Source organism: Stenotrophomonas sp. Y6 (assembly GCF_022436665.1).
GTDB lineage: Bacteria > Pseudomonadota > Gammaproteobacteria > Xanthomonadales > Xanthomonadaceae > Stenotrophomonas > Stenotrophomonas acidaminiphila_A.
In genome coordinates, this window is record NZ_JAKUKB010000003.1 from 33,488 (window position 1) to 53,774 (window position 20,287).

Annotated in this window: 15 protein-coding genes and 3 tRNA genes; 7 read left to right on the forward strand and 11 right to left on the reverse strand. The window is 70.0% G+C overall.

Annotated elements, in window-relative coordinates:
* Window positions 1–23: 23 nt before the first annotated feature.
* Window positions 24–2,444, reverse strand: a complete 2,421-nt coding sequence (locus tag MKP15_RS03555; RefSeq protein WP_240211794.1) for a penicillin acylase family protein — start codon at window positions 2,442–2,444, stop codon at window positions 24–26.
* 142 nt (window positions 2,445–2,586) lie between these two features.
* On the opposite strand from MKP15_RS03555, the gene MKP15_RS03560 reads away from it, so the two are divergent.
* On the forward strand, window positions 2,587–3,075 hold the full coding sequence (locus MKP15_RS03560) for a bacterioferritin (protein WP_104939187.1): 489 nt from the start codon (window positions 2,587–2,589) through the stop codon (window positions 3,073–3,075).
* 76 nt (window positions 3,076–3,151) lie between these two features.
* Here the strand turns inward: MKP15_RS03560 and MKP15_RS03565 are convergent, their stop codons facing one another.
* Window positions 3,152–3,811 (reverse strand): thiopurine S-methyltransferase, encoded by a 660-nt coding sequence (locus MKP15_RS03565; protein WP_240211795.1) that lies wholly within the window; start codon window positions 3,809–3,811, stop codon window positions 3,152–3,154.
* Between the two features lie 605 nt (window positions 3,812–4,416).
* On the reverse strand, window positions 4,417–6,660 hold the full coding sequence (gene parC / locus MKP15_RS03570; protein ID WP_240211796.1) for a DNA topoisomerase IV subunit A: 2,244 nt from the start codon (window positions 6,658–6,660) through the stop codon (window positions 4,417–4,419).
* 213 nt (window positions 6,661–6,873) lie between these two features.
* Between parC and MKP15_RS03575 the strand changes: the two genes are divergently transcribed.
* From MKP15_RS03575 to MKP15_RS03590, 4 genes are read left to right on the forward strand one after another with little or no spacing between them, the layout of a single operon-like run.
* Window positions 6,874–7,317 carry a MarR family transcriptional regulator gene (locus MKP15_RS03575; protein ID WP_104939183.1) on the forward strand — a complete coding sequence of 148 codons (444 nt, stop codon included), beginning with the start codon at window positions 6,874–6,876 and terminating at the stop codon, window positions 7,315–7,317.
* Entirely contained in the window at window positions 7,314–8,816 is a 1,503-nt protein-coding gene (locus MKP15_RS03580) for an efflux transporter outer membrane subunit (RefSeq protein ID WP_240211797.1), read from the forward strand. The genes MKP15_RS03575 and MKP15_RS03580 overlap by 4 nt, the downstream gene beginning before the upstream one ends.
* A gap of 10 nt (window positions 8,817–8,826) precedes the next feature.
* Window positions 8,827–9,999, forward strand: coding sequence for a biotin/lipoyl-binding protein (locus tag MKP15_RS03585; RefSeq protein WP_240211798.1), 1,173 nt, complete (start codon window positions 8,827–8,829; stop codon window positions 9,997–9,999).
* Window positions 10,000–10,010: 11 nt separating this feature from the next.
* Window positions 10,011–11,570 (forward strand): DHA2 family efflux MFS transporter permease subunit, encoded by a 1,560-nt coding sequence (locus tag MKP15_RS03590; RefSeq protein ID WP_240211799.1) that lies wholly within the window; start codon window positions 10,011–10,013, stop codon window positions 11,568–11,570.
* 137 nt (window positions 11,571–11,707) lie between these two features.
* Here MKP15_RS03590 and MKP15_RS03595 read toward each other — a convergent pair.
* From MKP15_RS03595 to MKP15_RS03605, 3 genes are all read right to left on the reverse strand, one after another.
* Window positions 11,708–11,792 (reverse strand) — tRNA-Leu (locus tag MKP15_RS03595).
* Window positions 11,793–12,083: 291 nt separating this feature from the next.
* Window positions 12,084–12,168 (reverse strand) — tRNA-Leu (locus MKP15_RS03600).
* Between the two features lie 270 nt (window positions 12,169–12,438).
* Window positions 12,439–12,523, reverse strand: a tRNA-Leu gene (locus tag MKP15_RS03605).
* A gap of 114 nt (window positions 12,524–12,637) precedes the next feature.
* On the opposite strand from MKP15_RS03605, the gene rnr reads away from it, so the two are divergent.
* A complete protein-coding gene (gene rnr, locus MKP15_RS03610; protein ID WP_240211800.1) occupies window positions 12,638–15,091 on the forward strand; it encodes a ribonuclease R in 2,454 nt (817 codons plus the stop codon).
* Window positions 15,092–15,154: 63 nt separating this feature from the next.
* Here rnr and MKP15_RS03615 read toward each other — a convergent pair whose 3' ends face one another.
* Window positions 15,155–15,631: an RcnB family protein gene (locus MKP15_RS03615; protein ID WP_240211801.1), complete on the reverse strand. Its 477-nt coding sequence runs from the start codon at window positions 15,629–15,631 to the stop codon at window positions 15,155–15,157.
* Between the two features lie 240 nt (window positions 15,632–15,871).
* Between MKP15_RS03615 and rlmB the strand changes: the two genes are divergently transcribed.
* Window positions 15,872–16,618 carry a 23S rRNA (guanosine(2251)-2'-O)-methyltransferase RlmB gene (rlmB, locus tag MKP15_RS03620; RefSeq protein ID WP_161614640.1) on the forward strand — a complete coding sequence of 249 codons (747 nt, stop codon included), beginning with the start codon at window positions 15,872–15,874 and terminating at the stop codon, window positions 16,616–16,618.
* Window positions 16,619–16,669: 51 nt separating this feature from the next.
* Here rlmB and phoU read toward each other — a convergent pair whose 3' ends face one another.
* From phoU to pstC, 4 genes are all read right to left on the reverse strand, one after another.
* Window positions 16,670–17,380: a phosphate signaling complex protein PhoU gene (gene phoU / locus MKP15_RS03625; protein WP_104939175.1), complete on the reverse strand. Its 711-nt coding sequence runs from the start codon at window positions 17,378–17,380 to the stop codon at window positions 16,670–16,672.
* A 193-nt stretch (window positions 17,381–17,573) separates the two neighbouring features.
* Window positions 17,574–18,404, reverse strand: coding sequence for a phosphate ABC transporter ATP-binding protein PstB (gene pstB, locus MKP15_RS03630; RefSeq protein ID WP_161614639.1), 831 nt, complete (start codon window positions 18,402–18,404; stop codon window positions 17,574–17,576).
* A gap of 34 nt (window positions 18,405–18,438) precedes the next feature.
* Entirely contained in the window at window positions 18,439–19,299 is an 861-nt protein-coding gene (gene pstA, locus MKP15_RS03635; protein ID WP_240211802.1) for a phosphate ABC transporter permease PstA, read from the reverse strand.
* Window positions 19,299–20,267 (reverse strand): phosphate ABC transporter permease subunit PstC, encoded by a 969-nt coding sequence (gene pstC, locus MKP15_RS03640; protein ID WP_240211803.1) that lies wholly within the window; start codon window positions 20,265–20,267, stop codon window positions 19,299–19,301. The genes pstA and pstC overlap by 1 nt, the downstream gene beginning before the upstream one ends.
* Window positions 20,268–20,287: the final 20 nt, after the last annotated feature.

Below are 20,287 nucleotides of genomic sequence, written 5' to 3' on the forward strand. Positions count from 1 at the left end.
TGATCCGTGCTGCGCCCGCCGCTTCAGCGCGGGCGCAGCACCAGGGTGTGGGTGGTGGCGCCCGGCAGGAACGGCGTCGGCCGGCCGTGTACCCAGTCGTCGTGGCCGGCCCCCCAGAACGGCGACAGCGGATGGCCGCTCTGGCCACCGGGCATGTGCACGATGCCGTCGGCTTCATGGCCGGGCGAGACCACCATGCGCTCGGACGCGCCGAAGTCGGGCGTCTGCACGCGTGGCATGTTGCCGTCGCCGGGCAGCGCCTGTGCCGGCATGCACAGCCAGCGCCTGAACAGCGCAGGCAGCGCACGCGACACGGGGTGGCAGATCGCCGCGGTGTTGCGCTCGCCCCAGGTACGCGCGGCCAGGTCGTGGCCCTGCGCGGCCAGGTCCGCTTCCAGTTGCCGCGCGCTGTGCGCCAGCAGTTCGTCCCAGCGCTTGAACGGCGCTGGCAGCAGGTGCGGCGGGCGCTGTTCCAGCAGCGGCCAGGCCACGCCCTCCAGCTGTGGCAGGCGCGGCGCCACGAAGTCCTCCCCGAGCCGCTGCCGCGCGGGCGCCAGCAGGCCGTCCTCCAGCGTATCCAGGACGATGCCGCGGAAGCCGCGGGCGATGCGGTAGCTCGCCGAGTCGACCGCGGCGCGGCCGTCCCAGTGGCGGCTGGCCGCTTCCAGCCGCCGCAGCGCCGGGTCGTCACTGTGCTCCACGGTGGCGCGCAGCAGCTTCCACCAGCGCTCCATCAGCACGGCACGATCGTCGAGCTGGATGGCGAGCAGGTCGCGCTCGTCGAACTGTTCGCGCGCGAACAGGCCGTCGCGGACCTGGCGTGCCCGCGCGCCGAGGTCGTAGCCGCCATCGCCGGCCTCGGCCAGCATGGCACCATCGAGCACGCGGCCATTGGCGGTCCATAGGCGGTGGTCGGCGGGATCGACCAGCGACGGCGCCTGATCCGTGCGCAGTGGCCACGGATGGCAGGGTTCGTTGAAGGGCGACGTGCCCGGCGGCAACGGCGCATCGGATGTGTTGGCGATGCCGCCGGCGGTGCACGTCCCGCTGCGGTCCGGGCGTGCGCCGGCCAGGCGCCAGGCAATGCGGCCGTGGCGGTCGGCCAGCAGCAGGTTCTGCGCGGGGATGCCGGCGCGGTCGGCCACCGCCAGCGCGGCGTCCAGGTCGCCGGCGCGGGCCATGTCGGCGAAATCCAGGCGCACCGCGCCCGGCAGCTGTGCGGTCCAGCGCAGCGCCAGCCGGCTGCCGTCGGCGTTGTCGTGCAGCACCGGGCCCCAGTCGCTTTCGCGTACGACCAGGGTGTCGGCGGGCGCGCCGGCCACGGCGATGGTTTCGTGGTATTCGCGCAACGGCGCGGTGGCCGGCAGGCGCGCGAAATCGGCGGTGTCGATGTAGCTGTTGGTGAAGCCCCAGGCCACATGGGTATTGCTGCCGACGATCACCACCGGCAGCCCCGGCAGGCTGAACCCGGCCACGTCGACCTTGCCGCCCGGGGCGGCCGCATCGGGATGGCGCAGGCGCACGCGGAACCAAAGGTTGGGCGCGCGCAGGGCCAGGTGCATGTCGTCGGCCAGGATCGCGCGGCCATCGCGGGTGAGCGCGCCGGCGACGGCGAAGTTGTTGCTGCCCGGCGCGCTGTCGGCCGCCACCGGTGGCCAGCCGATCCCGCTGTCCCGCCGCGGCGCGGGGGCAGGACGCGCGGCCGTGGCCTCGCCGCCGCCACTGCCGGCCAGCTGGCGCAGGTCCAGCGTCGCCGCATCGGGCAGCGGTGCATCGCCGCGCGCGGCGCCGAACAGTGGCGCATCCCAGCTGCTGCCGTCGTGCGCGAGCAGGGCATAGAGCGCGGGTGGCACCACTTCGCGGATGCGGGCCAGGGCCAGCTCGCGGCTGTTGCCCGGGTCCTGCAGGTCGGCGTACATCGCCAGCCCGGCCAGCACCGAATCCTCCAGGCGCCAGGGGCGCGGCTGCTGGCGCAGCAGCAGGTAGGGCCAGGGCCGTGCCGGCAGTGCCGCCAGCCCGGCGTTGACGCCGTCGCGGTAGGCCTCGAGCACCGCGCGGCGCTCGCCCAGGGCGACGTCCAGGGTGTCGTGCGCGCGCGTGCGCAGGCGGTGCACGCGCATGCGCCGGTCCAGCGGCAGGGCCTTGGCGCCGAACAGCTCGGCCAGCTCGCCGGCCGCCGAGCGCCGCATCAGGTCCATTTCGAAGTAGCGTTCCTGGGCGTGCACGTAGCCCAGCGCGCGGGCCATGTCGCGCTCGTCGGCGGCATCCACCGTGACCATGCCGTTGCCGTCGCGCTGCACCTGGACCGGGGCCGACAGCCCGGGCAGGGCGAGCTCGCCGTCCAGTTCCGGCAGGCTGCCGCGCAGCAGCAGCCAGAGCCCCCCCGGCACAAGGATCGAAAGCCCCAGCACGACCCACAGCGAACGCAGCAGCCAGCGCCTCATGCGCCTCTCCCCCGGCCCCAGGAAGCGCGATTGTAGGCGAGGGCGGTGCCGTACGCAGGGCGCAACTGAAACTGATTCCGATTAGATCATCGCCGTGCCGGATCGGGCATCCTGTGCCCCTACGCATATCAGGAGCACCCCCATGCAGGGACACCCGGAAGTCATCGATTGCCTGAAGGAGCTGCTGCGCGGCGAACTGGCCGCGCGCGACCAGTACTTCATCCATTCGCGCCGGTACGAAGACCAGGGTCTGCATGCGCTGTACGAGCGCATCGGCCACGAGATGGAGGAGGAGACCGGGCATGCCGACGCGCTGCTGCGGCGGATCCTGTTCCTGGGCGGCGACCCGGACATGCGCCCGCACGTCTTCGCCCCCGGCAAGAGCGTGGTCGAGATGCTGGAGAAGGACCTGCAGACTGAATATCAGGTGCGCGCCAACCTGGCCGCGGCGGTGAAGCTGTGCGAGTCGCACGGTGACTACGTCAGCCGCGACATCCTGATCGCGCAGCTGCGCGACACCGAGGAAGACCATGCCTGGTGGCTGGAGCAGCAGCTGGGCCTGATCAAGCGCATCGGCCTGGAGCTGTACCAGGCCAGCAAGATGGATGCGAAGGGGTCGCCGGCGCATTGAGCGTGGCCAACCCACGCCCATGAGCGACGAAGGCCGGGAATTCCCGGCCTTTTCGTTGATGCAGGGAGCGTGCCTGTCAGTCGCCGGCGCGCCGCATGCGGTAGACCGCGGTGGACAGCGCGCTGACGCCTTCGGCGCGGAAGCCGGGCTCCTGCGCGAGGATGTCGCGGCGCTCGGCCAGTTCCACCCGCCACGCCGGCGCGAACGATTCCACTTCCGTCTGGCCCACCGCGAATGGCGGCCCGGCCTTTTCCGCCTGCGGGTATTCGAGCGTGATCAGCAGCGCGCGGCAGCCGGCCGGCAGCCGTGCGTAGACGGTGTCGCGGTAGCGCTGGCGCAGTTCCGGCGGCAGCGCGATCAGCGCAGCGCGGTCGTAAAGCCCGGCGATACCGGCCAGGGTCGCGTCATCGAGGGTGAAGGCGTCGCCCAGGATGATCTCGATCGGGCCGGCGCTGAAATGCTCGCCCAGCGCGCTGCTGCGGCGTTCGGGCCGCAGCCCGGCCTCGGCGAAGAACTGCGTCACCGCCAGCGGCGAGATCTCCACGCCGAGCACGCGGTGGCCCTGCGCGGCCAGCCAGTGCATGTCCAGGCTCTTGCCGCACAACGGCACCAGTACCCGGCTGCCGGGATCGAGCTGCAGCGACGGCCAGTGCCGCTCGAGCAGCGGCATCACCTCGGCGCGGTGAAAGCCGATTTGTCCCTGTTGCCAGCGCTGCAGCCAGAATTCGGGTTGCATGGGAGCTTCCAATGAGTTGGGGACAAGGTGAGAACAATAACCCTCATGCGCCCGAAGGCCGGCCATCCGTAGGTGCGGGGCTTGCCCCGCACAGGGCTTCCGGTGCGTTGAGGGCAAGGGGAAACAATAGCCATCCTGCGCCCGGCGGCAGGTCATCCGTAGGTGCGGGGCTTGCCCCGCACAGGGCTTCCGGTGCGTTGAGGGCAAGGGGGAAACAATAGCCATCCTGCGCCCGGCGGTAGGCCATCCGTAGGTGCGGGGCTTGCCCCGCACGGGGCATTGCCGGCGATGCTCCATGCGGGGCAAGCCCCGCATCTACGACGGCGCTCGACGTCCAGCCCTTCCACCTTCTGCCGCGCCACGCCTGCGCATGGCAACGGCGATGCCGGCCGCGCCGCCGCGCGCCAGTGAAACGGGTTATTGGACGTCCAGGCCTTCCACCTTCTGCCGCGCCACGCCTGCGCGTGGCGACTGCAATACCGGCCGCGCCGCCGCGCGCCAGTGAAACGGGTTATTGGACGTCGAGGCCTTCCACCTTCTGCCGCGCCACGCATGCACATGGCAACGGCGATGCCGGCCGCGCCGCCGCGCGCCAGTGAAACGGGCTACTGGACGTCGAGGCCTTCCACCTTCTGCCACCCCCTTGGCAGCAGGTGCCCGCGGCTGGCCCGCGCGCCCACGTACGCATCCAGCTCCTTGAATGACAGGTTCATGGTGCGCTGGCCGCTGCGCACCTGCAGGGTGGCGCCGGGCGATACCGCGACCACCGCGACCACGCGCTCGGTGGCGAGCTTGGCCTTGGGGATCTCGATGATCTTGTTGCCCTTGCCCTTGTCCAGCTCGGGCAGGTCGCTGGCCGGGATGGCGAGCATGTTGCCGGCGCTGGTGACCGCGACGATGCGGTCGCTCTGCGGGTTGGCCACCACCATCGGCTGCAGCACCGCCGCCCCGGGGGACAGGTTGAGCATGGCCTTGCCGGCCTTGTTGCGGCCGGTGAGGTTCTCGAAGCGGGTGACGAAGCCGTAGCCGTGCGAGGAGGCGAGCACGAAGCGGGTGTCGTTGTCGCCGCTGGCCAGGGTGACGAAGCTGCTGCCGGCGGCCGGCGAGAAGCGGCCGGTCAACGGCTCGCCGTTGCCGCGCGCGGAGGGCAGGGTGTGCGCCGGCGTGGAGTAGGCGCGGCCCTCGCTGTCGAGGAACGCCACCTGCTGCGTGCTGCGCCCGCGCACCGCCGCCAGCAGGCTGTCGCCCTCGCGGTAGGACAGGCCGGCGGCGTCGACGTCGTGGCCCTTGGCCGCGCGCACCCAGCCCTTCTCCGACAGCACCACGGTGACCGGCTCGCTGGCGACCAGCTCGGTCTCGTCGATGGCCTGGGCGGCGTCGCGCTGCACCAGCGGCGAACGGCGCTCATCGCCGAACTTCTTGGCGTCGGCCAGCAGTTCGTCCTTGACCAGTTTCTTCAGCTTCGCGGCGCTGCCGAGGATGGACAGGATCTTCTCGCGCTCGGCGGCCAGCTCGTCCTGCTCGCCGCGGATCTTCATTTCCTCCAGACGGGCCAGCTGCTTGAGCTTGGTCTCCAGGATGTACTCGGCCTGGTCCTCGGACAGGCCGAAGCGGGCGATCAGCGCCGGCTTGGGTTCGTCCTCGGTGCGGATGATGTGGATCACCTCGTCCAGGTTGAGGAAGGCCACCAGCAGGCCTTCCAGCAGGTGCAGGCGGCGCTCGACCTTCTGCAGCCGGTGGTTGAGGCGGCGGGTGACCGTGTCCTGGCGGAAGCGCAGCCACTCGTCCAGCAGCTGCCGCAGGTTCTTGACCTGCGGGCGGCCGTCCAGGCCGATGACGTTGAGGTTTACCCGGTAGCTCTTCTCCAGGTCGGTGGTGGCGAACAGGTGGCCCATCAGCTGCTCGGCGTCGACGCGGCTGGAGCGCGGGATCAGCACCACGCGCACCGGGTTGGCGTGGTCGGATTCGTCGCGGATGTCCTCCAGCCAGGGCAGCTTCTTGGCCCGCATCTGCTGGGCGATCTGCTCGATCACCTTGGACGGCGACACCTGGTGCGGCAGCGCGGTGATCACGATGTTGCTGCCTTCCCTGAGGAAGGTGGCGCGGGCGCGCACGCTGCCGTTGCCGGTCTCGTACAGCTGCCGCAGGTCGCTGGCCGGGGTGATGATCTCGGCGGTGGTCGGGTAGTCCGGGCCCTTCACGTGCTCGCACAGGTCGGCGACGGTCGCGTCCGGGTCGTCGATCAGCCGCACCAGCGCGCTGACGATCTCGTTGAGGTTGTGCGGCGGGACGTCGGTGGCCATGCCCACGGCGATGCCGGTGGTGCCGTTGAGCAGCAGGTGTGGCAGCCGTGCCGGCAGCCAGCTCGGTTCCTCCAGCGTGCCGTCGAAGTTGGGCGACCAGTCGGTGGTGCCCTGGCCCAGCTCGCCCAGCAGCACCTCGGCGATCGGGGTCAGCTTGGATTCGGTATAACGCATGGCCGCGAACGACTTGGGGTCGTCGCTGGAGCCGAAGTTGCCCTGGCCGTCGATCAGCGGGTAGCGGTAGGAGAACGGCTGGGCCATCAGCACCAGCGCTTCGTAGCAGGCGCTGTCGCCATGCGGGTGGTACTTGCCGATGACGTCGCCGACGGTGCGCGCGGACTTCTTCGGCTTGGACGCGGCGTTCAGGCCCAGCTCGCTCATCGAATAGATGATGCGGCGCTGCACCGGCTTGAGCCCGTCGCCGAGGAAGGGCAGGGCGCGGTCCAGTACCACGTACATGGAATAGTCGAGATAGGCGCGCTCGGCGTACTCGCGCAGCGGCTGCTGCTCGAAGCCGTGGAAGGCGGGGCGTACGAGTTCGGTCATGCGGGGCTGTTACCTGGTGCTGGGGGGCGGCGACGGCCGTCGCCCCCGCGAGCCGGTGATTATCCGGATGCGGTCGGGGATGCCAAGCCACGGGCCCGGGCCCGGGCCCGCGCCGGCCGCTGGCGCGATTGATCCAATGCTGCAACGGCGCATTTCATGCCGGATGGAATATTTCCATTGTGAATTATTCCGGATGCAATAAAATGCGCGCCCATGATCTGCGCGACCACCAACCCTCCCAGCTTCGGCCTGCTGCTGCGCCAGACCCGCGACGGCCTGGCCCGGCAGCTCGACGCCTCCATGGCCGAAGAGAACATCGGCATCGGCTTCACCCATTTCGTGGGCCTGAAGACGCTGGCGCACATGGCGCCGTGCACCGCCAACGAACTGGCGCAGGCGCTGGACCAGGTGCCCAGCGCGGTCACCCGCCTGCTGGACAAGCTCGAATCGCTGGGCTGCGTGCGCCGCGAGGCGCATGCGCAGGACCGGCGGGCGCTGCAGATCGTGCTGACCGAACAGGGCCGCGAGCTGTGCGCGCGGCTCAAGAAGCGCGGCGACGCGGTGATGGATTACGCCATGCGTGACCTGAGCCCCGACGAACGCGCGCAGCTGATGTCCCTTCTCACCCGCATCCGCGACTCCCTGACGCCCCCATGATCCCTTTCCCCGTCTCCCACTCCATGCGCCAGCGCGCGCGGCCGCTGTTGCCGGCGACGCTGGTGCTGGCGCTTGCCGCCTGCGCCAGCAGCGGCGGACTGCAGCCGCAGGGGCGGCTGCTCGACACCGACAGCCTGCACAGCGAACGCACCCTGGCCACCAGCGACCTGTCGGTGGCCGCATTCCCGGTCAGTGACTGGTGGCGCGCCTTCGGCGACCCGCAGCTCGACGCGCTGGTGGCCGAGGCGCTGGCCGGCCATCCCAGCCTGGACGCGGCCGACGCACGCCTGCGCCAGGCCCAGGCGCAGGCCGGCATCGCCCGCGCCGAGCGCCTGCCGAGCCTGTCCGTCTCCGGCGGCTACACCGGCGTGCGCCTGCCCGAATCGATGGTCGGCGAGGAACTCGGTGGCCGCTACATGGGCAGTGGCCAGGTCGCATTCGATTTCAGCTACGGCTTCGACCTGTGGGGCGGCAAGCGCGCCAGCTGGGAAGCGGCGGTGGACACGGCGCATGCCGCCGCCGTCGATGCCCAGGCCGCGCGCCTGAAGCTGGCCTCGGGCATGGTCCAGGCCTATGTCGAACTGGATCGTGCCTGGCGCGCCCACGACATCGCCGAGCAGGAGCTGGAGCGTGCGCGCAAGACCCTGCAGCTGGTGCGCCAGCGCCGCGCCGCCGGCATCGACAGCGACCTGCAGGTGCGCCAGGCCGAAGCCCGGGTTCCCGCCGCGCAGCAGCAGCTGCAGGCCGCGCAGCAGCAGATCGACGCCGCGCGCACCGCGCTGGCCGCGTTGCTCGGCCAGGGCCCGGACCGCGGCCTGGTCATCGCCCGTCCGCAGGCGCTGGACGTCACCGCGCTGCAGCTGCCGGGCGTGCTGCCCAGCGAGCTGCTTGGGCGCCGCCCGGACATCGTCGCCGCGCGCTGGCGGGTGGAAGCGGCCGCCAGGCAGATCAAGGTCGCCAAGGCCCGGTTCTACCCCAGCTTCAACCTGACCGCGCTGGCCGGGGTGGTCGCGCCCAACGTCGGCGACCTGCTCAGGAGTGGTTCCACTTTCGCCTACCTTGGTCCGGCACTGAGTCTGCCGATCTTCGAAGGTGGCCGCCTGCGCGCCGGCCTTGCCGGTGCCGACGCCAGCTACGACCTGGCCGTGGCCGGCTACAACCAGACCGTGGTCGATGCGCTGCGCGAGGTGGCCGACCAGGTCAACGCGGTGCGCTCGCTCGAGCAGCAGGTGCAGTCGCAGCAGCAGGCGGTCGCCACCGCCGGCTCGGCGTTCGAGCTGGCCGGCCAACGCTACCGCGCGGGCATCGGCAACTACCTGGACGTGCTATCCGCGCAGTCGCAGCTGCTCGGTGCGCAGCAGGCGCTGACCGCGCTGCATTCGCAGCAGCTGCTCGCCGCCGCGCGCTTGAGCCAGGCGCTGGGCGGCGGCTATGCGCCGTCGGCCGACGGCGTCGCCGCCCCGCTGTCCTCCTCTTCCCCCGTGTCCCCGCATTCCTGAGAAACACCCCATGAGCCAGACCCACACTCCTGAAGCTCCCGTCGTTGGCAGCCGCCGTGGCCGGCTGCTGCGCGGCCTGCTTGTCCTCGTCGTCCTGCTGCTGGCGGCGTTCGCGCTGTGGTATTTCGCCTTCGGCCGCTGGTTCGAGGAAACCGACGACGCCTACGTGCAGGGCAACCAGGTGCAGATCACCCCGCAGGTGGCCGGTACCGTGGTCGCCATCGCCGCCGACGACGGCATGCGCGTGGAGCGCGGCCAGCTGCTGGTGCAGCTGGACCCGGCCGACACCGAGGTTGCGCTGCAGCAGGCCGAAGCCAACCTGGCGCGCACCGTGCGCCAGGTGCGCGGCCTGTACCGCAGCGTGGAAGGCGCGCAGGCCGACCTCAACGCCCGCCAGGTCACCCTGCGGCGCGTGCGCGAGGACTTCGCCCGGCGCCGCGACCTGGCCGCCAGTGGCGCGATCTCCAACGAGGAACTGGCCCATGCCCGCGACGAGCTGGCCGCGGCCGAGGCCGCGGTGGCCGGTTCGCGCGAGACGGTGGAACGCAGCCGCGCGCTGGTCGACGACACCGTGGTCGCGACCCAGCCGGACGTGAAGGCCGCCGCCGCGCAGCTGCGCCAGGCGTGGCTCAACAACGCCCGTGCGGGCATCGTCGCGCCGGTCGCCGGGTATGTCGCGCGGCGCTCGGTGCAGGTCGGCCAGCGCGTGCAGCCGGGCACGGCGCTGATGGCGGTGGTGCCCGCCGAGCAGATGTGGGTGGACGCCAATTTCAAGGAAACCCAGCTGCGGCACATGCGCCTGGGCCAGGAAGTGGAACTGCGCTCGGACCTGTACGGCGGCGATGTGAAGTACAAGGGCCGCATCACCAGCCTCGGGTTGGGCACCGGCTCGGCGTTCTCGCTGTTGCCGGCGCAGAACGCCAGCGGCAACTGGATCAAGATCGTGCAGCGCGTGCCGGTGCGCATCGCCATCGACGCCAGCCAGCTGGCACAGCATCCGCTGCGCATCGGCCTGTCGATGAAGGCCGAAGTGAGCCTGCGCGACCAGAAGGGCGGCGTGCTGCCGGCCAAGCCGGCCGAGGGCACCGTGTTCGATACGGACGTCTACGCCAGGCAACTGCATGACGCCGACGCGGCGATCGCGCGGATCATCCACGACAACCTGCCGCGCCAGGCCGGCTGAGGTCGCCGCGCATGTCCGCTCAAGCTCCGGCCATGCCGCAGCCGGCCGCCGGTTTCGCGCCGCCCAGCGTGGCGCTGTGTACCGTGGGCCTGGCGATGGCCTCGTTCATGCAGGTGCTCGACACCACCATCGCCAACGTCTCGTTGCCGACCATCGCCGGCAACCTCGGCGCCAGTTCGCAGCAGGCGACCTGGGTGATCACCTCGTTCGCGGTCAGCACCGCCATCGCGCTGCCGCTGACCGGCTGGCTCAGCCGCCGTTTCGGCGAACGCAGGCTGTTCGTGTGGGCGACGCTGGCGTTCGTCATCACCTCGCTGCTGTGCGGCCTGGCGCAGAGCATGGGCATGCTGGTGCTGTCGCGTGCGCTGCAGGGTTTCGTCGCCGGGCCGATGTACCCGATCACGCAGTCGCTGCTGGTGTCGATCTACCCGCGCGAGAAACGCGGCCAGGCGCTGGCGCTGCTGGCCATGATCACGGTGGTCGCACCGATCTGCGGGCCGATCCTCGGTGGCTGGATCACCGACAACTACAGCTGGGAATGGATCTTCCTGATCAACGTGCCGCTGGGCATCTTCGCCGCGCTGGTGGTCGGCGCCCAGCTCAAGGGCCGGCCCGAGCACATCGACACGCCGAAGATGGACTACGTCGGCCTGGTCACCCTGGTGATCGGCGTCGGCGCGCTGCAGCTGGTGCTCGACCTGGGCAACGACGAGGACTGGTTCGCCTCGACCAAGATCGTGGTGCTGTCGTGCGTGGCGGTGGTGTCGCTGGCGGTGTTCCTGGTCTGGGAACTGACCGACAAGGACCCCATCGTCGACCTGCGCCTGTTCCGCCACCGCAACTTCCGCGCCGGCACCCTGGCGATGGTGGTGGCCTACGCGGCGTTCTTCAGCGTGGCGCTGATGATGCCGCTGTGGCTGCAGCGCGACATGGGCTACACCGCGATCTGGGCGGGCCTGGCGACGGCGCCGATCGGCGTGCTGCCGGTGATCCTGGCGCCGCTGGTGGGCAAGTACGCGTCGCGCTACGACATGCGCATGCTCGCCTCCATCGCCTTCGTGTTCCTGTCGTTGACCAGCTTCATGCGCTCGGGTTTCAACCTGCAGGTGGATTTCCAGCACGTGGCCGGGGTGCAGCTGATCATGGGCGTGGGCGTGGCCCTGTTCTTCATGCCGGTGCTGCAGATCCTGCTGTCGGACCTGGACGGGCGCGAGATTGCCGCCGGCTCCGGCCTGGCCACCTTCCTGCGCACGCTGGGCGGCAGCTTCGCCGCGTCGCTGACCACCTGGCTGTGGGCGCACCGTACCCAGCAGCACCATGCGCACCTGACCGAACATGTATCGGTGTATACGCCCGGCATGCAGGAGCAGGTGCTGGCGATGGGGCACGGTGACCTGCAGCACGGCGCCGCGCTGTTGAACAGCATGATCGACCACCAGGCCTCGCAGATGGGCTTCAACGACATCTTCTATCTGCTGGGCTGGACGTTCCTGGCGATCATCGCCTTCCTGTGGCTGGCCAAACCGCCGTTCGGCGCCGGTGCTGGCGCGGCCAGTGCCGGCGGTCATTGAGTCACCGCGATCCCCGCCCGCAAGGCGGGGATCGTCGTATCCGGGCGGGGGCGGTGGACGGGGCGCAACCCCGGCGGAGTCGCAGCGTGCCGCAGATACGAAAAAACCCGCTTGCGCGGGTTTGATCTGTTGAGTCGTGGTGCCCAGGAGAGGACTCGAACCTCCACGGTTTTACCCGCTAGTACCTGAAACTAGTGCGTCTACCAATTCCGCCACCTGGGCGACTCAGGGCGGCAATTGTGCCGATGGCCGGACGCGGTGTCAACGCTTCGTGCAGGCATTCGTGCGCGCTGCGCAGGGAGGGAAGGAGGCGTGCAATACAGGGCGTGCACGCCGCAGCGGGTGCGGGGTTCCGCTGCCGTGCGTCGATCGCCGCCGGAAGATGGCAGCCGGTTCCGGACGACGCGCCTGGGAATGAAACCAGGGCCGCCGTCTGCCGGCGTGCGCCCGACGCATGGTGCATGGTCGCAGATACGAAAAAACCCGCTTGCGCGGGTTTGATCTGTTGAGTCGTGGTGCCCAGGAGAGGACTCGAACCTCCACGGTTTTACCCGCTAGTACCTGAAACTAGTGCGTCTACCAATTCCGCCACCTGGGCGACTCAGGAGCGGAATTATGCAGGGCGTCCGCGCCGGCGTCAACCACTCAATGCATGCGCTGGCGGCCGGCAGGCGCCCGCCTGCGGCGGGAAGGGTGCCGGTGCGCGACGCATGCCAGCGTGCGCGGTCACGGGCACGCGCGCCGCGCATGCCACGGGAGAACCCGCGGTGGCGGTTTCCGGCAGCACCGTCGATGGCCCGGCGGGAAGGGCGGCGCGGATGGCGGGCACAAAAAAACCCGCCTGCGCGGGTTTCGTCGTTTCGCATCGTGGTGCCCAGGAGAGGACTCGAACCTCCACGGTTTTACCCGCTAGTACCTGAAACTAGTGCGTCTACCAATTCCGCCACCTGGGCGATGCGAGCCGGCAATTCTGGTGATCGCTGCCGGGTTTGTCAACGGGTTCCGGCGTGGCGGCGGCGCCTGTCGTACGCACTTCATGCACGTCGCACCGGGTACCATGGGGGTTGATGAAAAACAAAAAGACCACCGGGGCCGGCAAGGCCCCCAAGTCCGCCCCCGGCGCAACGCCGGGCAAGCCGCGCAAGTCGGCCAAGCTGCCGCCGTGGATGCCGGAGAGCCTGGCCACGCCCGCCAAGGGCGGCCGCGGCAAATCCCGCGACACCGCGCCACCGAAGAGTTTCGTGCGTGGTCGCTCGCGGCCGGCACCGGCCGCGGTCCTCGACGACCCCTATGCCGCGCGCGAAGCCGAACGCTACGCCCAGCCCATTGCCAGCCGCGAGGCGATCCTGCAGCTGCTGGACCGCTGCGACGGGCCGCAGAACGCCGAGGAGATCGGCGCCCGGCTCGGCCTGACCGAGCCGGATCGGGCCGACGCGCTGGCCAAGCGCCTGGGCGCGATGGTGCGCGACGGGCAACTGGTGCAGAACCGCCGCGGCGGCTTCGCCCCGGTGCTGGTCACCAACCTGATTCCCGGCGTGGTCATCGCCAACCCCGAAGGCTTCGGTTTCCTGCGCCCGGACGAGGGCGGCGACGACCTGTTCCTGCCGCCGTACGAAATGCGCAAGGTCATGCATGGCGACCGCGCGCTGGCCAATGTCACCGGCATCGACCGCCGCGGCCGCCGCGAAGGCAGCATCGCGCGCGTGCTCGAGCGTGGCGTCAACCGCCTGATCGGCAACTTCAGCGTGGAGCTGGGCATCAACTACGTGGTGCCCGACGACAAGCGCATCCAGCGCAGCATCCAGATCCCGGCCGACGCCACCGGCGGGGCCAAGGACGGCCAGCTGGTGGTGTGCGAGCTGACCCAGGCCCCGGATACGCGGCGCCCGCCGATCGGCAAGATCATCGCGGTGCTCGGCGACAAGCTGACCCCGTCGCTGGTGGTGGAAACCGCCATCCACGGCCACGACCTGCCGCATGAGTTCCCGCCGGAAGTGCTGGACGAGGCGACGGCGATCCCGATGACCGTGGACCCGGCGATGATCGGCACCCGCGTGGACCTGCGCGCGCTGCCGCTGGTGACCATCGACGGCGAGGATGCCAAGGACTTCGACGACGCGGTGTTCTGCGAGCCGAACCGCGACGGCTTCCGGCTGGTGGTGGCCATCGCCGACGTCTCGCACTACGTGCGCCCCGGCACCCCGCTGGACGAGGAGGCGCTCAAGCGTGCCACCTCGGTGTACTTCCCCGGTTACGTGGTGCCGATGCTGCCGGAGACGCTGTCCAACGGCATCTGCTCGCTGCGGCCGAAGGAAGACCGCATGTGCTTCGTCTGCGACATGCAGGTGGACCGCAAGGGCGAGGTGGTGCAGTCGCGTTTCTACGAGGCGGTGATGAACTCGCACGCGCGCCTGACCTACACCCAGGTGTGGAACGCGGTGGGCGAGGACGACGCCGACGCCAAGGCCTTCATCGGCCCGCTGCTGCCGCAGATCCAGAGCCTGCACCAGCTGTACCGCATCCTGGCCAAGGCCCGCGAACGCCGTGGCGCCATCGAGTTCGAATCCTCGGAAGTGCGCTTCGTCCTGGACAACCGCGGCGAGGTCACCCAGGCCGGGATGCTGGTACGCAACGACGCGCACAAGCTGATCGAGGAATGCATGATCGCGGCCAACGTCGAGGCCGCGCGCTACCTGCTGGCCACCCACATCCCGGCGCCGTTCCGGGTGCACGAGCGGCCGCCGGAATCCAAGTTCGCCGACCTGCTGGAGTTCCTCAAGGAGTTCAAGCTGAGCCTGCCGGCGTGGAGCAAGGTGCAGCCGGGCGACTACACCCGGTTGCTGAAGAAGGTGCGCGAGCGCCCGGACGCGGCGCTGCTGGAATCGGTGCTGCTGCGCAGCCAGTCGCTGGCGGTGTACTCGCCGGACAACAACGGCCACTTCGGCCTGGCGCTGGAGGCCTACGCGCACTTCACCTCGCCGATCCGCCGCTATCCGGACCTGCTGGTGCACCGGGCCATCAAGTACGCGCTCACCGGCGGCCCGCGCGACAAGTACACCTACACCCCGCGCGAGATGGCGGCGCTGGCGCTGCAGTGTTCCGAACGCGAGCGCCGGGCCGACGAGGCCGAGCGCGAGGTGGACGAGCGCTTCCGCGCGGCATGGATGGAAAAGCACGTCGGCGGCCAGTTCGACGGCGTGATCAGCGGCGTGACCAGCTTCGGCCTGTTCGTGGAACTGGACGACTCCAAGGTCAACGGGCTGGTGCACGTCACCCAGCTGCCGCACGATTACTACCAGTTCGACCCGCTGCGCAAGACGCTCACCGGCGACCGCCGTGGCGTCCAGTTCCGGCTTGGCGACCGGGTACGCATCCTGGTGCTCAAGGCCAGCATGGAAGACCGCAAGATCGACTTCCGCCTGGTCGAGCGGCTCGATGGCGACGCCAGCGCGGCGGACCAGGGCCTGCCACCGCTGCCGCCGCGCGGCAAGCCGGCCAAGCGCGCCAAGCAGAAGTACTGAGGCACGCAACGGCCGGTGCCCCGCACCGGCCGTTTCCGTTGCGCTCGCGGGGCGGCGTGACGCTCAGAAGAACAGGCCGTGGACGGCCTGTTCCACGCGCCCGGTGGCCAGGTCCACCAGCAGCGCGTCATGGCCGTAGCGCACCCATTCGCAGCCGACCGGCGGTGTTTCCAGGTTGAACAGCCAGTAGTCGCCAAGCCGGTATTCGGGCGCGAAGAACGCCTCCGGCAGCAGCTCGCCGACGTACCAGGTGCGTTCCACCCAGCCGGGTGGCGGCAGGTAGGGGCCGATGCCGTAACGGCGGTGGGCGCGGAAATTGTGGTTGAAGTGATCCCGGTCGATCCGCGCCGGGCGGCGGTCCCAGCCCGGGGGCGGGGTGACCGGGCGGTAGCCGCGGGGGCCGTGGAAGGGCTCCGGCGCGTGTTCGCGGCCGGCCACCGGCGGGTGGCCGCCGCGCGCGTGTTCGTGCTCCTGGGCGGCGACGGCCGCGGCGGCGGACAGTGCGCCGGCCAGTAGCAGCAAGGTCCAGGCCCTGGTCATGGGTTTCCGGTTGCCGGTCATGCGCGTGCTCCTGTGGTGTCGACGGCGCCGGGCGGCGGTGTCTGCCGGCAGGGTCGCGCCAGGCGTTCCAATGATGGAAGCGGCCCTGTTGGGTGCGTCGCAGGGGCGCATTGACCATCGTTGATCCAGGGTGGCCAGCGGGCATCCGTTCAGCCGCCGCGGTGCCGGCCGGGCCGATGCACTACCATTACGCGCCCAACTCCCCCTCGCGCGGTCGCAATGAGCAAGCAGAACCAGTGGATCGTCGGCGTCAACGCCGTGGCTTCGTCGATCGAGAAGGACCCGGACAATGTCCGCGAGGTGCTGATCGAGGCCGGCAGCAAGAACCCGCGGCTGGTGGAGATCGAGGAGAACGCGCGGCGCAAGGGCATCGACGTGCGCCGCGTGGCCGCGCAGGCGCTGGGCGGCGTGGCCGGGCAGGTGCGCCACCAGGGCGTGGTCGCGCGCTATGCCGCGGCCAAACTGTGGGGCGAGAACGAGCTGGAAGGGCTGGTCGAGGCCGCCGGGGGCAAGGCGCTGCTGCTGGTGCTGGACGAGGTGCAGGACCCGCACAACCTCGGCGCCTGCCTGCGCAGCGCCGCCGCCGCCGGCGTCACCGCGGTGGTGATCCCCAAGGACAAGAGCGCGCCGGTCAATGCCACCGTGCGCAAGACCAGCGCCGGCGCGGCCGACCGCATTCCGGTGGTGGCGGTGACCAACCTGGTGCGCTGCCTGAAGGACCTGCAGAAGCAGGGCGTGTGGCTGTATGGGCTGGCCGGCGAGGCGGAGCAGACCATCCACCAGCTGGACCTGCGCGGCAACGTGGCGCTGGTGATGGGCGGTGAGTCCGACGGCCTGCGCCGGCTGACCCGCGAGACCTGCGACGGCCTGGTGCGGATCCCGATGCCGGGCGACGTGGAAAGCCTCAACGTGTCGGTGGCCACCGGCGTGGCGCTGTTCGAGGCGGTGCGGCAGCGGCTGGGGTAAGGCGCTGTCGGTACCTGGAATGACGCCGGGCGCTGCCCGGCGTCTTCGTTTTCAGGTGTGGTCGACCGTGCTGGTTTCGTCGCGCTTCTCGCGCGGCGGCAGCGGTGCGTCGCCATGCACGAGGAACCAGACGTTCTCGGCGATGTTGGTGGCGTGGTCGCCGATCCGCTCCAGGTTCTTGGCCATGAACAGCAGGTGCGTGCACGGGGTGATGTTGCGCGGGTCTTCCATCATGTAGGTGAGCAGCTCGCGGAACAGCGCGGTGTACTGCGCGTCCAGCCGGGCATCGTCCTGGCGCAGCGCCTGCGCGGCGTCGGCATCGCCGTTGCGATAGGCATCGAGCGCGCGCCGTACCTGCTGCGCGGCGAGCCGGCCGAGGGCGCGCAGCCCCTGGATCTGCGGCAGCGGCGGCACCGCGGCCAGCGCGATGGAGCGCTTGGCGACGTTGGCGGCATAGTCGCCGATGCGTTCGATGTCGGCCGGGATGCGCAGCCCGGCGAGGATCTCGCGCAGGTCGCGCGCCATCGGGCCGCGCAGGGCCAGGCGCATGACGTCGTGGCTGATCTGCTGCTCCAGCGCGTCAATGGCCTCGTCGTTGGCGATGATCCGGCGCGCGGCGCTTTCGTCGCGGCGCTCGATCACGTCCAGCGCGGCTTCGAGCTGGGCGACGGACATCTCGCCCATGCGCACGATCTCGGCCACCAGGCGGTGCTGTTCTTCGTCGTAGCTTTTCACGATGTGGTCGTTGGGATGGGTGTTCATGGGCGTCTCTGGGCGATGACGGAAGCGGGAGTGCGGAAGGGGGCTTGTTCGAGGCGGATCGCCGCTGCCGCACCGGCCCGTGATTCGCTGCGGCCGTGGCGGCGGCAGCGCCCGGGCGCGTGGCCGGCGCAGCGCGCGGTGCGGCCGTGCGGGTGCGGCCGATGCCGTGGCGGCATCGGCCAGGCGCGCCGCTTCAGCCGAACCTGCCGGTGATGTAGTCCTCGGTCTGCTGCCTGGACGGGTTGGAGAAGATCACGTCGGTGCGGTCGTGTTCGATCAGGTCGCCCAGGTACATGAAGGCGGTGTAGTCGGACACGCGCGCGGCCTGCTGCATGTTGTGGGTGACGATGGCGATGGTGTAGTCGTTCTTCAGCTCTTCGACCAGCTGTTCGATGCGGCTGGTGGAGATCGGGTCCAGCGCCGAGGTCGGCTCGTCCAGCAGCAGCACGTCCGGCTTGAGCGCCACCGCGCGGGCGATGCACAGGCGCTGCTGCTGGCCGCCGGACAGGCCTAGCGCGCTCTGGCCCAGCTTGTCCTTGACCTCGTCCCACAGCGCGCCCTGGCGCAGCGCGTGCTCGACGCGGTCGGCCATCTCGGCCTTGGACAGCTTCTCGTGGTGGCGGATGCCGTAGGCCACGTTCTCGAAAATGGTCATCGGGAACGGCACCGGCTTCTGGAACACCATGCCCACCTTGGAGCGCAGGCGGTTCATCGGGTACTTCGGCGAGAGGATGTTCTCGCCGTCCAGCAGCACCTCGCCGCGGGCTTCGAGCTTGGGGTACAGCGCATAGATGCGGTTGAAGATGCGCAGCAGGGTGGACTTGCCGCAGCCGGACGGGCCGATCAGCGCGGTGACGCGCTTTTCCGGGATTTCCAGGTTGATGTTCTTCAGCGCATGGAACTGGCCGTAATAGAAGTCCAGGCCGCGCGCGGCGAGCTTGACCGGTGCCGGCGTCTGCAGGTCCTGGTGCGCGGAGGGCACGGCGATGCGCTGCATCGGCACGGCATTGCTGAGGTCGTTCATGGGCAGGTCCATGGAAGTAGGTCGGTCGTTCGGATCAATCGTTCGAAATGCGGTTGCGCAGCAGCAGGCCACGCGCGGACAGGCTGACCAGCAGCACGAACACGGTCAGCACCAGGGCGCCGGCCCAGGCCAGCACCTGCCAGGATTCATAGGGGCTGCCGGCGAACTGGTTCATCACCACCGGCACCGAGGCCATCGGCTGGAACACGTTGCTGTTCCAGTACTGGTTGCCGAAGGCGGTGAACAGCAGCGGCGCGGTCTCGCCGGAAATGCGGGCCAGCGCCAGCAGGATGCCGGTGACGATGCCGGCCATGGCGCTGCGGTACAGCACCTGCACGATCACCTTCCACTGCGGCACGCCCAGCGCCAGCGCCGCCTCGCGCATCTGCACCGGCACCAGCCGCAGCATTTCGTCGGTGGTGCGGATCACCACCGGCAGCACGATGAAGGCCAGCGACAGCGCGCCGGCGAAGGCGGAGAAGTTGCCGCCGGTCTGCATCACGTACAGGGTGTAGACGAACAGGCCCAGCACGATCGACGGCGCCGACAGCAGGATGTCGTTGACGAAGCGCACCACCGTGCCGGCCTTGCGCGCATTGCCGTACTCGGCCAGCCAGGTGCCCGCGGCCACGCCCAGCGGGGTGCCGATGGCAATGGCCAGCGCGCACATCACCGCGCTGCCGAAGAACGCGTTGAGCAGGCCGCCTTCCTGCATCGGCGGCGGCGTCATCTTGGTGAACAGGTCCAGGTTGATGCCCGGCAGGCCCTTGGCCAGCAGGGTCCACAGGATCCAGCCCAGGAACAGCAGGCCGAACGCGGCGGTGGCGCAGGCCATCAGCAGTGCCGCGCCATTGACCAGGCGGCGGCGCAGGTACAGCGAATCGGCGGTGGACATCAGTTGCCCTCCTTGCGGGCCAGGCGCATCAGCATCAGGCGGGCGATGGCGAGCACCACGAAGGTGACGATGAACAGCACGAAGCCCAGCAGCAGCAGTGCCGACCGGTAGGTTTCGGTGGCCTCGCCGAAGTCGTTGGCGATCAGCGCGGCGATGGTGGTGCCCGGCTCCAGCAGCGACGGCGTCAGGCGCACGCTGTTGCCGATCACGAACGCCACCGCCATGGTCTCGCCGAGGGCGCGGCCGAGGCCGAGGAAGATGCCGCCGATCACCGCCGAGCGGGTGTAGGGCAACACGATGTCCCAGCTCACTTCCCACTTGGTCGAACCCAGCGCGTAGGCCGATTCCTTCAGCCGGGTCGGCACGGTCAGGAACACCTCGCGCATCACCGAGGAGATGAACGGGACCACCATGATCGCCAGCACGAAGCCGGCGGTGAGCATGCCGATGCCCAGTGGCGGGCCCTGGAACAGCGGGCCGATCAGCGGCAGTCCACCGAGGTGGTCGTTGAGGAACGGGGTGACGTATTCGGTCATCACCGGCACCAGCACGAACAGGCCCCACATGCCGTAGATGATCGACGGGATGCCGGCCAGCAGTTCGATGGCGGTGCCGACCGGGCCACGCAGCCAGCGCGGCGCGACTTCGGTCAGGAAGAAGGCGATGCCGAAGCTCACCGGCACCGCGATCAGCATGGCGATCAGCGCGGTGACGATGGTGCCGTAGATCGGCGCCAACGCGCCGAAGCGGTTTTCGACCGGGTTCCAGTCGGCGGTGTAGAAGAAGCTCAGTCCCTGCTCCTGCAGGGCGTGGCGGCCGCCCCACAGCATGGACAGCGCGGCGCAGGCCAGGGCGGTGAGCACCAGCACCACGGTGACGATCAGGAACCCGCGGAACAGGCGGTCGTTGCGGGCGTCGCGCAGGTCGCGCGAGGTGGGCGGTGCGAGGGAGGCGGCAGTGGCGTTCATGGCAGCGGCAAGGCCTGTGG

What these genes read in the sequence shown, in the direction of transcription:
- MKP15_RS03555 (WP_240211794.1), bottom strand. Translation starts at nt 2,444, where the DNA reads ATGAGGCGCTGGCTGCTGCGTTCGCTGTGGGTCGTGCTGGGGCTTTCG.
- MKP15_RS03560 (WP_104939187.1), top strand. Translation starts at nt 2,587, where the DNA reads ATGCAGGGACACCCGGAAGTCATCGATTGCCTGAAGGAGCTGCTGCGC.
- MKP15_RS03565 (WP_240211795.1), bottom strand. Translation starts at nt 3,811, where the DNA reads ATGCAACCCGAATTCTGGCTGCAGCGCTGGCAACAGGGACAAATCGGC.
- parC (WP_240211796.1), bottom strand. Translation starts at nt 6,660, where the DNA reads ATGACCGAACTCGTACGCCCCGCCTTCCACGGCTTCGAGCAGCAGCCG.
- MKP15_RS03575 (WP_104939183.1), top strand. Translation starts at nt 6,874, where the DNA reads ATGATCTGCGCGACCACCAACCCTCCCAGCTTCGGCCTGCTGCTGCGC.
- MKP15_RS03580 (WP_240211797.1), top strand. Translation starts at nt 7,314, where the DNA reads ATGATCCCTTTCCCCGTCTCCCACTCCATGCGCCAGCGCGCGCGGCCG.
- MKP15_RS03585 (WP_240211798.1), top strand. Translation starts at nt 8,827, where the DNA reads ATGAGCCAGACCCACACTCCTGAAGCTCCCGTCGTTGGCAGCCGCCGT.
- MKP15_RS03590 (WP_240211799.1), top strand. Translation starts at nt 10,011, where the DNA reads ATGTCCGCTCAAGCTCCGGCCATGCCGCAGCCGGCCGCCGGTTTCGCG.
- rnr (WP_240211800.1), top strand. Translation starts at nt 12,638, where the DNA reads ATGAAAAACAAAAAGACCACCGGGGCCGGCAAGGCCCCCAAGTCCGCC.
- MKP15_RS03615 (WP_240211801.1), bottom strand. Translation starts at nt 15,631, where the DNA reads ATGACCAGGGCCTGGACCTTGCTGCTACTGGCCGGCGCACTGTCCGCC.
- rlmB (WP_161614640.1), top strand. Translation starts at nt 15,872, where the DNA reads ATGAGCAAGCAGAACCAGTGGATCGTCGGCGTCAACGCCGTGGCTTCG.
- phoU (WP_104939175.1), bottom strand. Translation starts at nt 17,380, where the DNA reads ATGAACACCCATCCCAACGACCACATCGTGAAAAGCTACGACGAAGAA.
- pstB (WP_161614639.1), bottom strand. Translation starts at nt 18,404, where the DNA reads ATGAACGACCTCAGCAATGCCGTGCCGATGCAGCGCATCGCCGTGCCC.
- pstA (WP_240211802.1), bottom strand. Translation starts at nt 19,299, where the DNA reads ATGTCCACCGCCGATTCGCTGTACCTGCGCCGCCGCCTGGTCAATGGC.
- pstC (WP_240211803.1), bottom strand. Translation starts at nt 20,267, where the DNA reads ATGAACGCCACTGCCGCCTCCCTCGCACCGCCCACCTCGCGCGACCTG.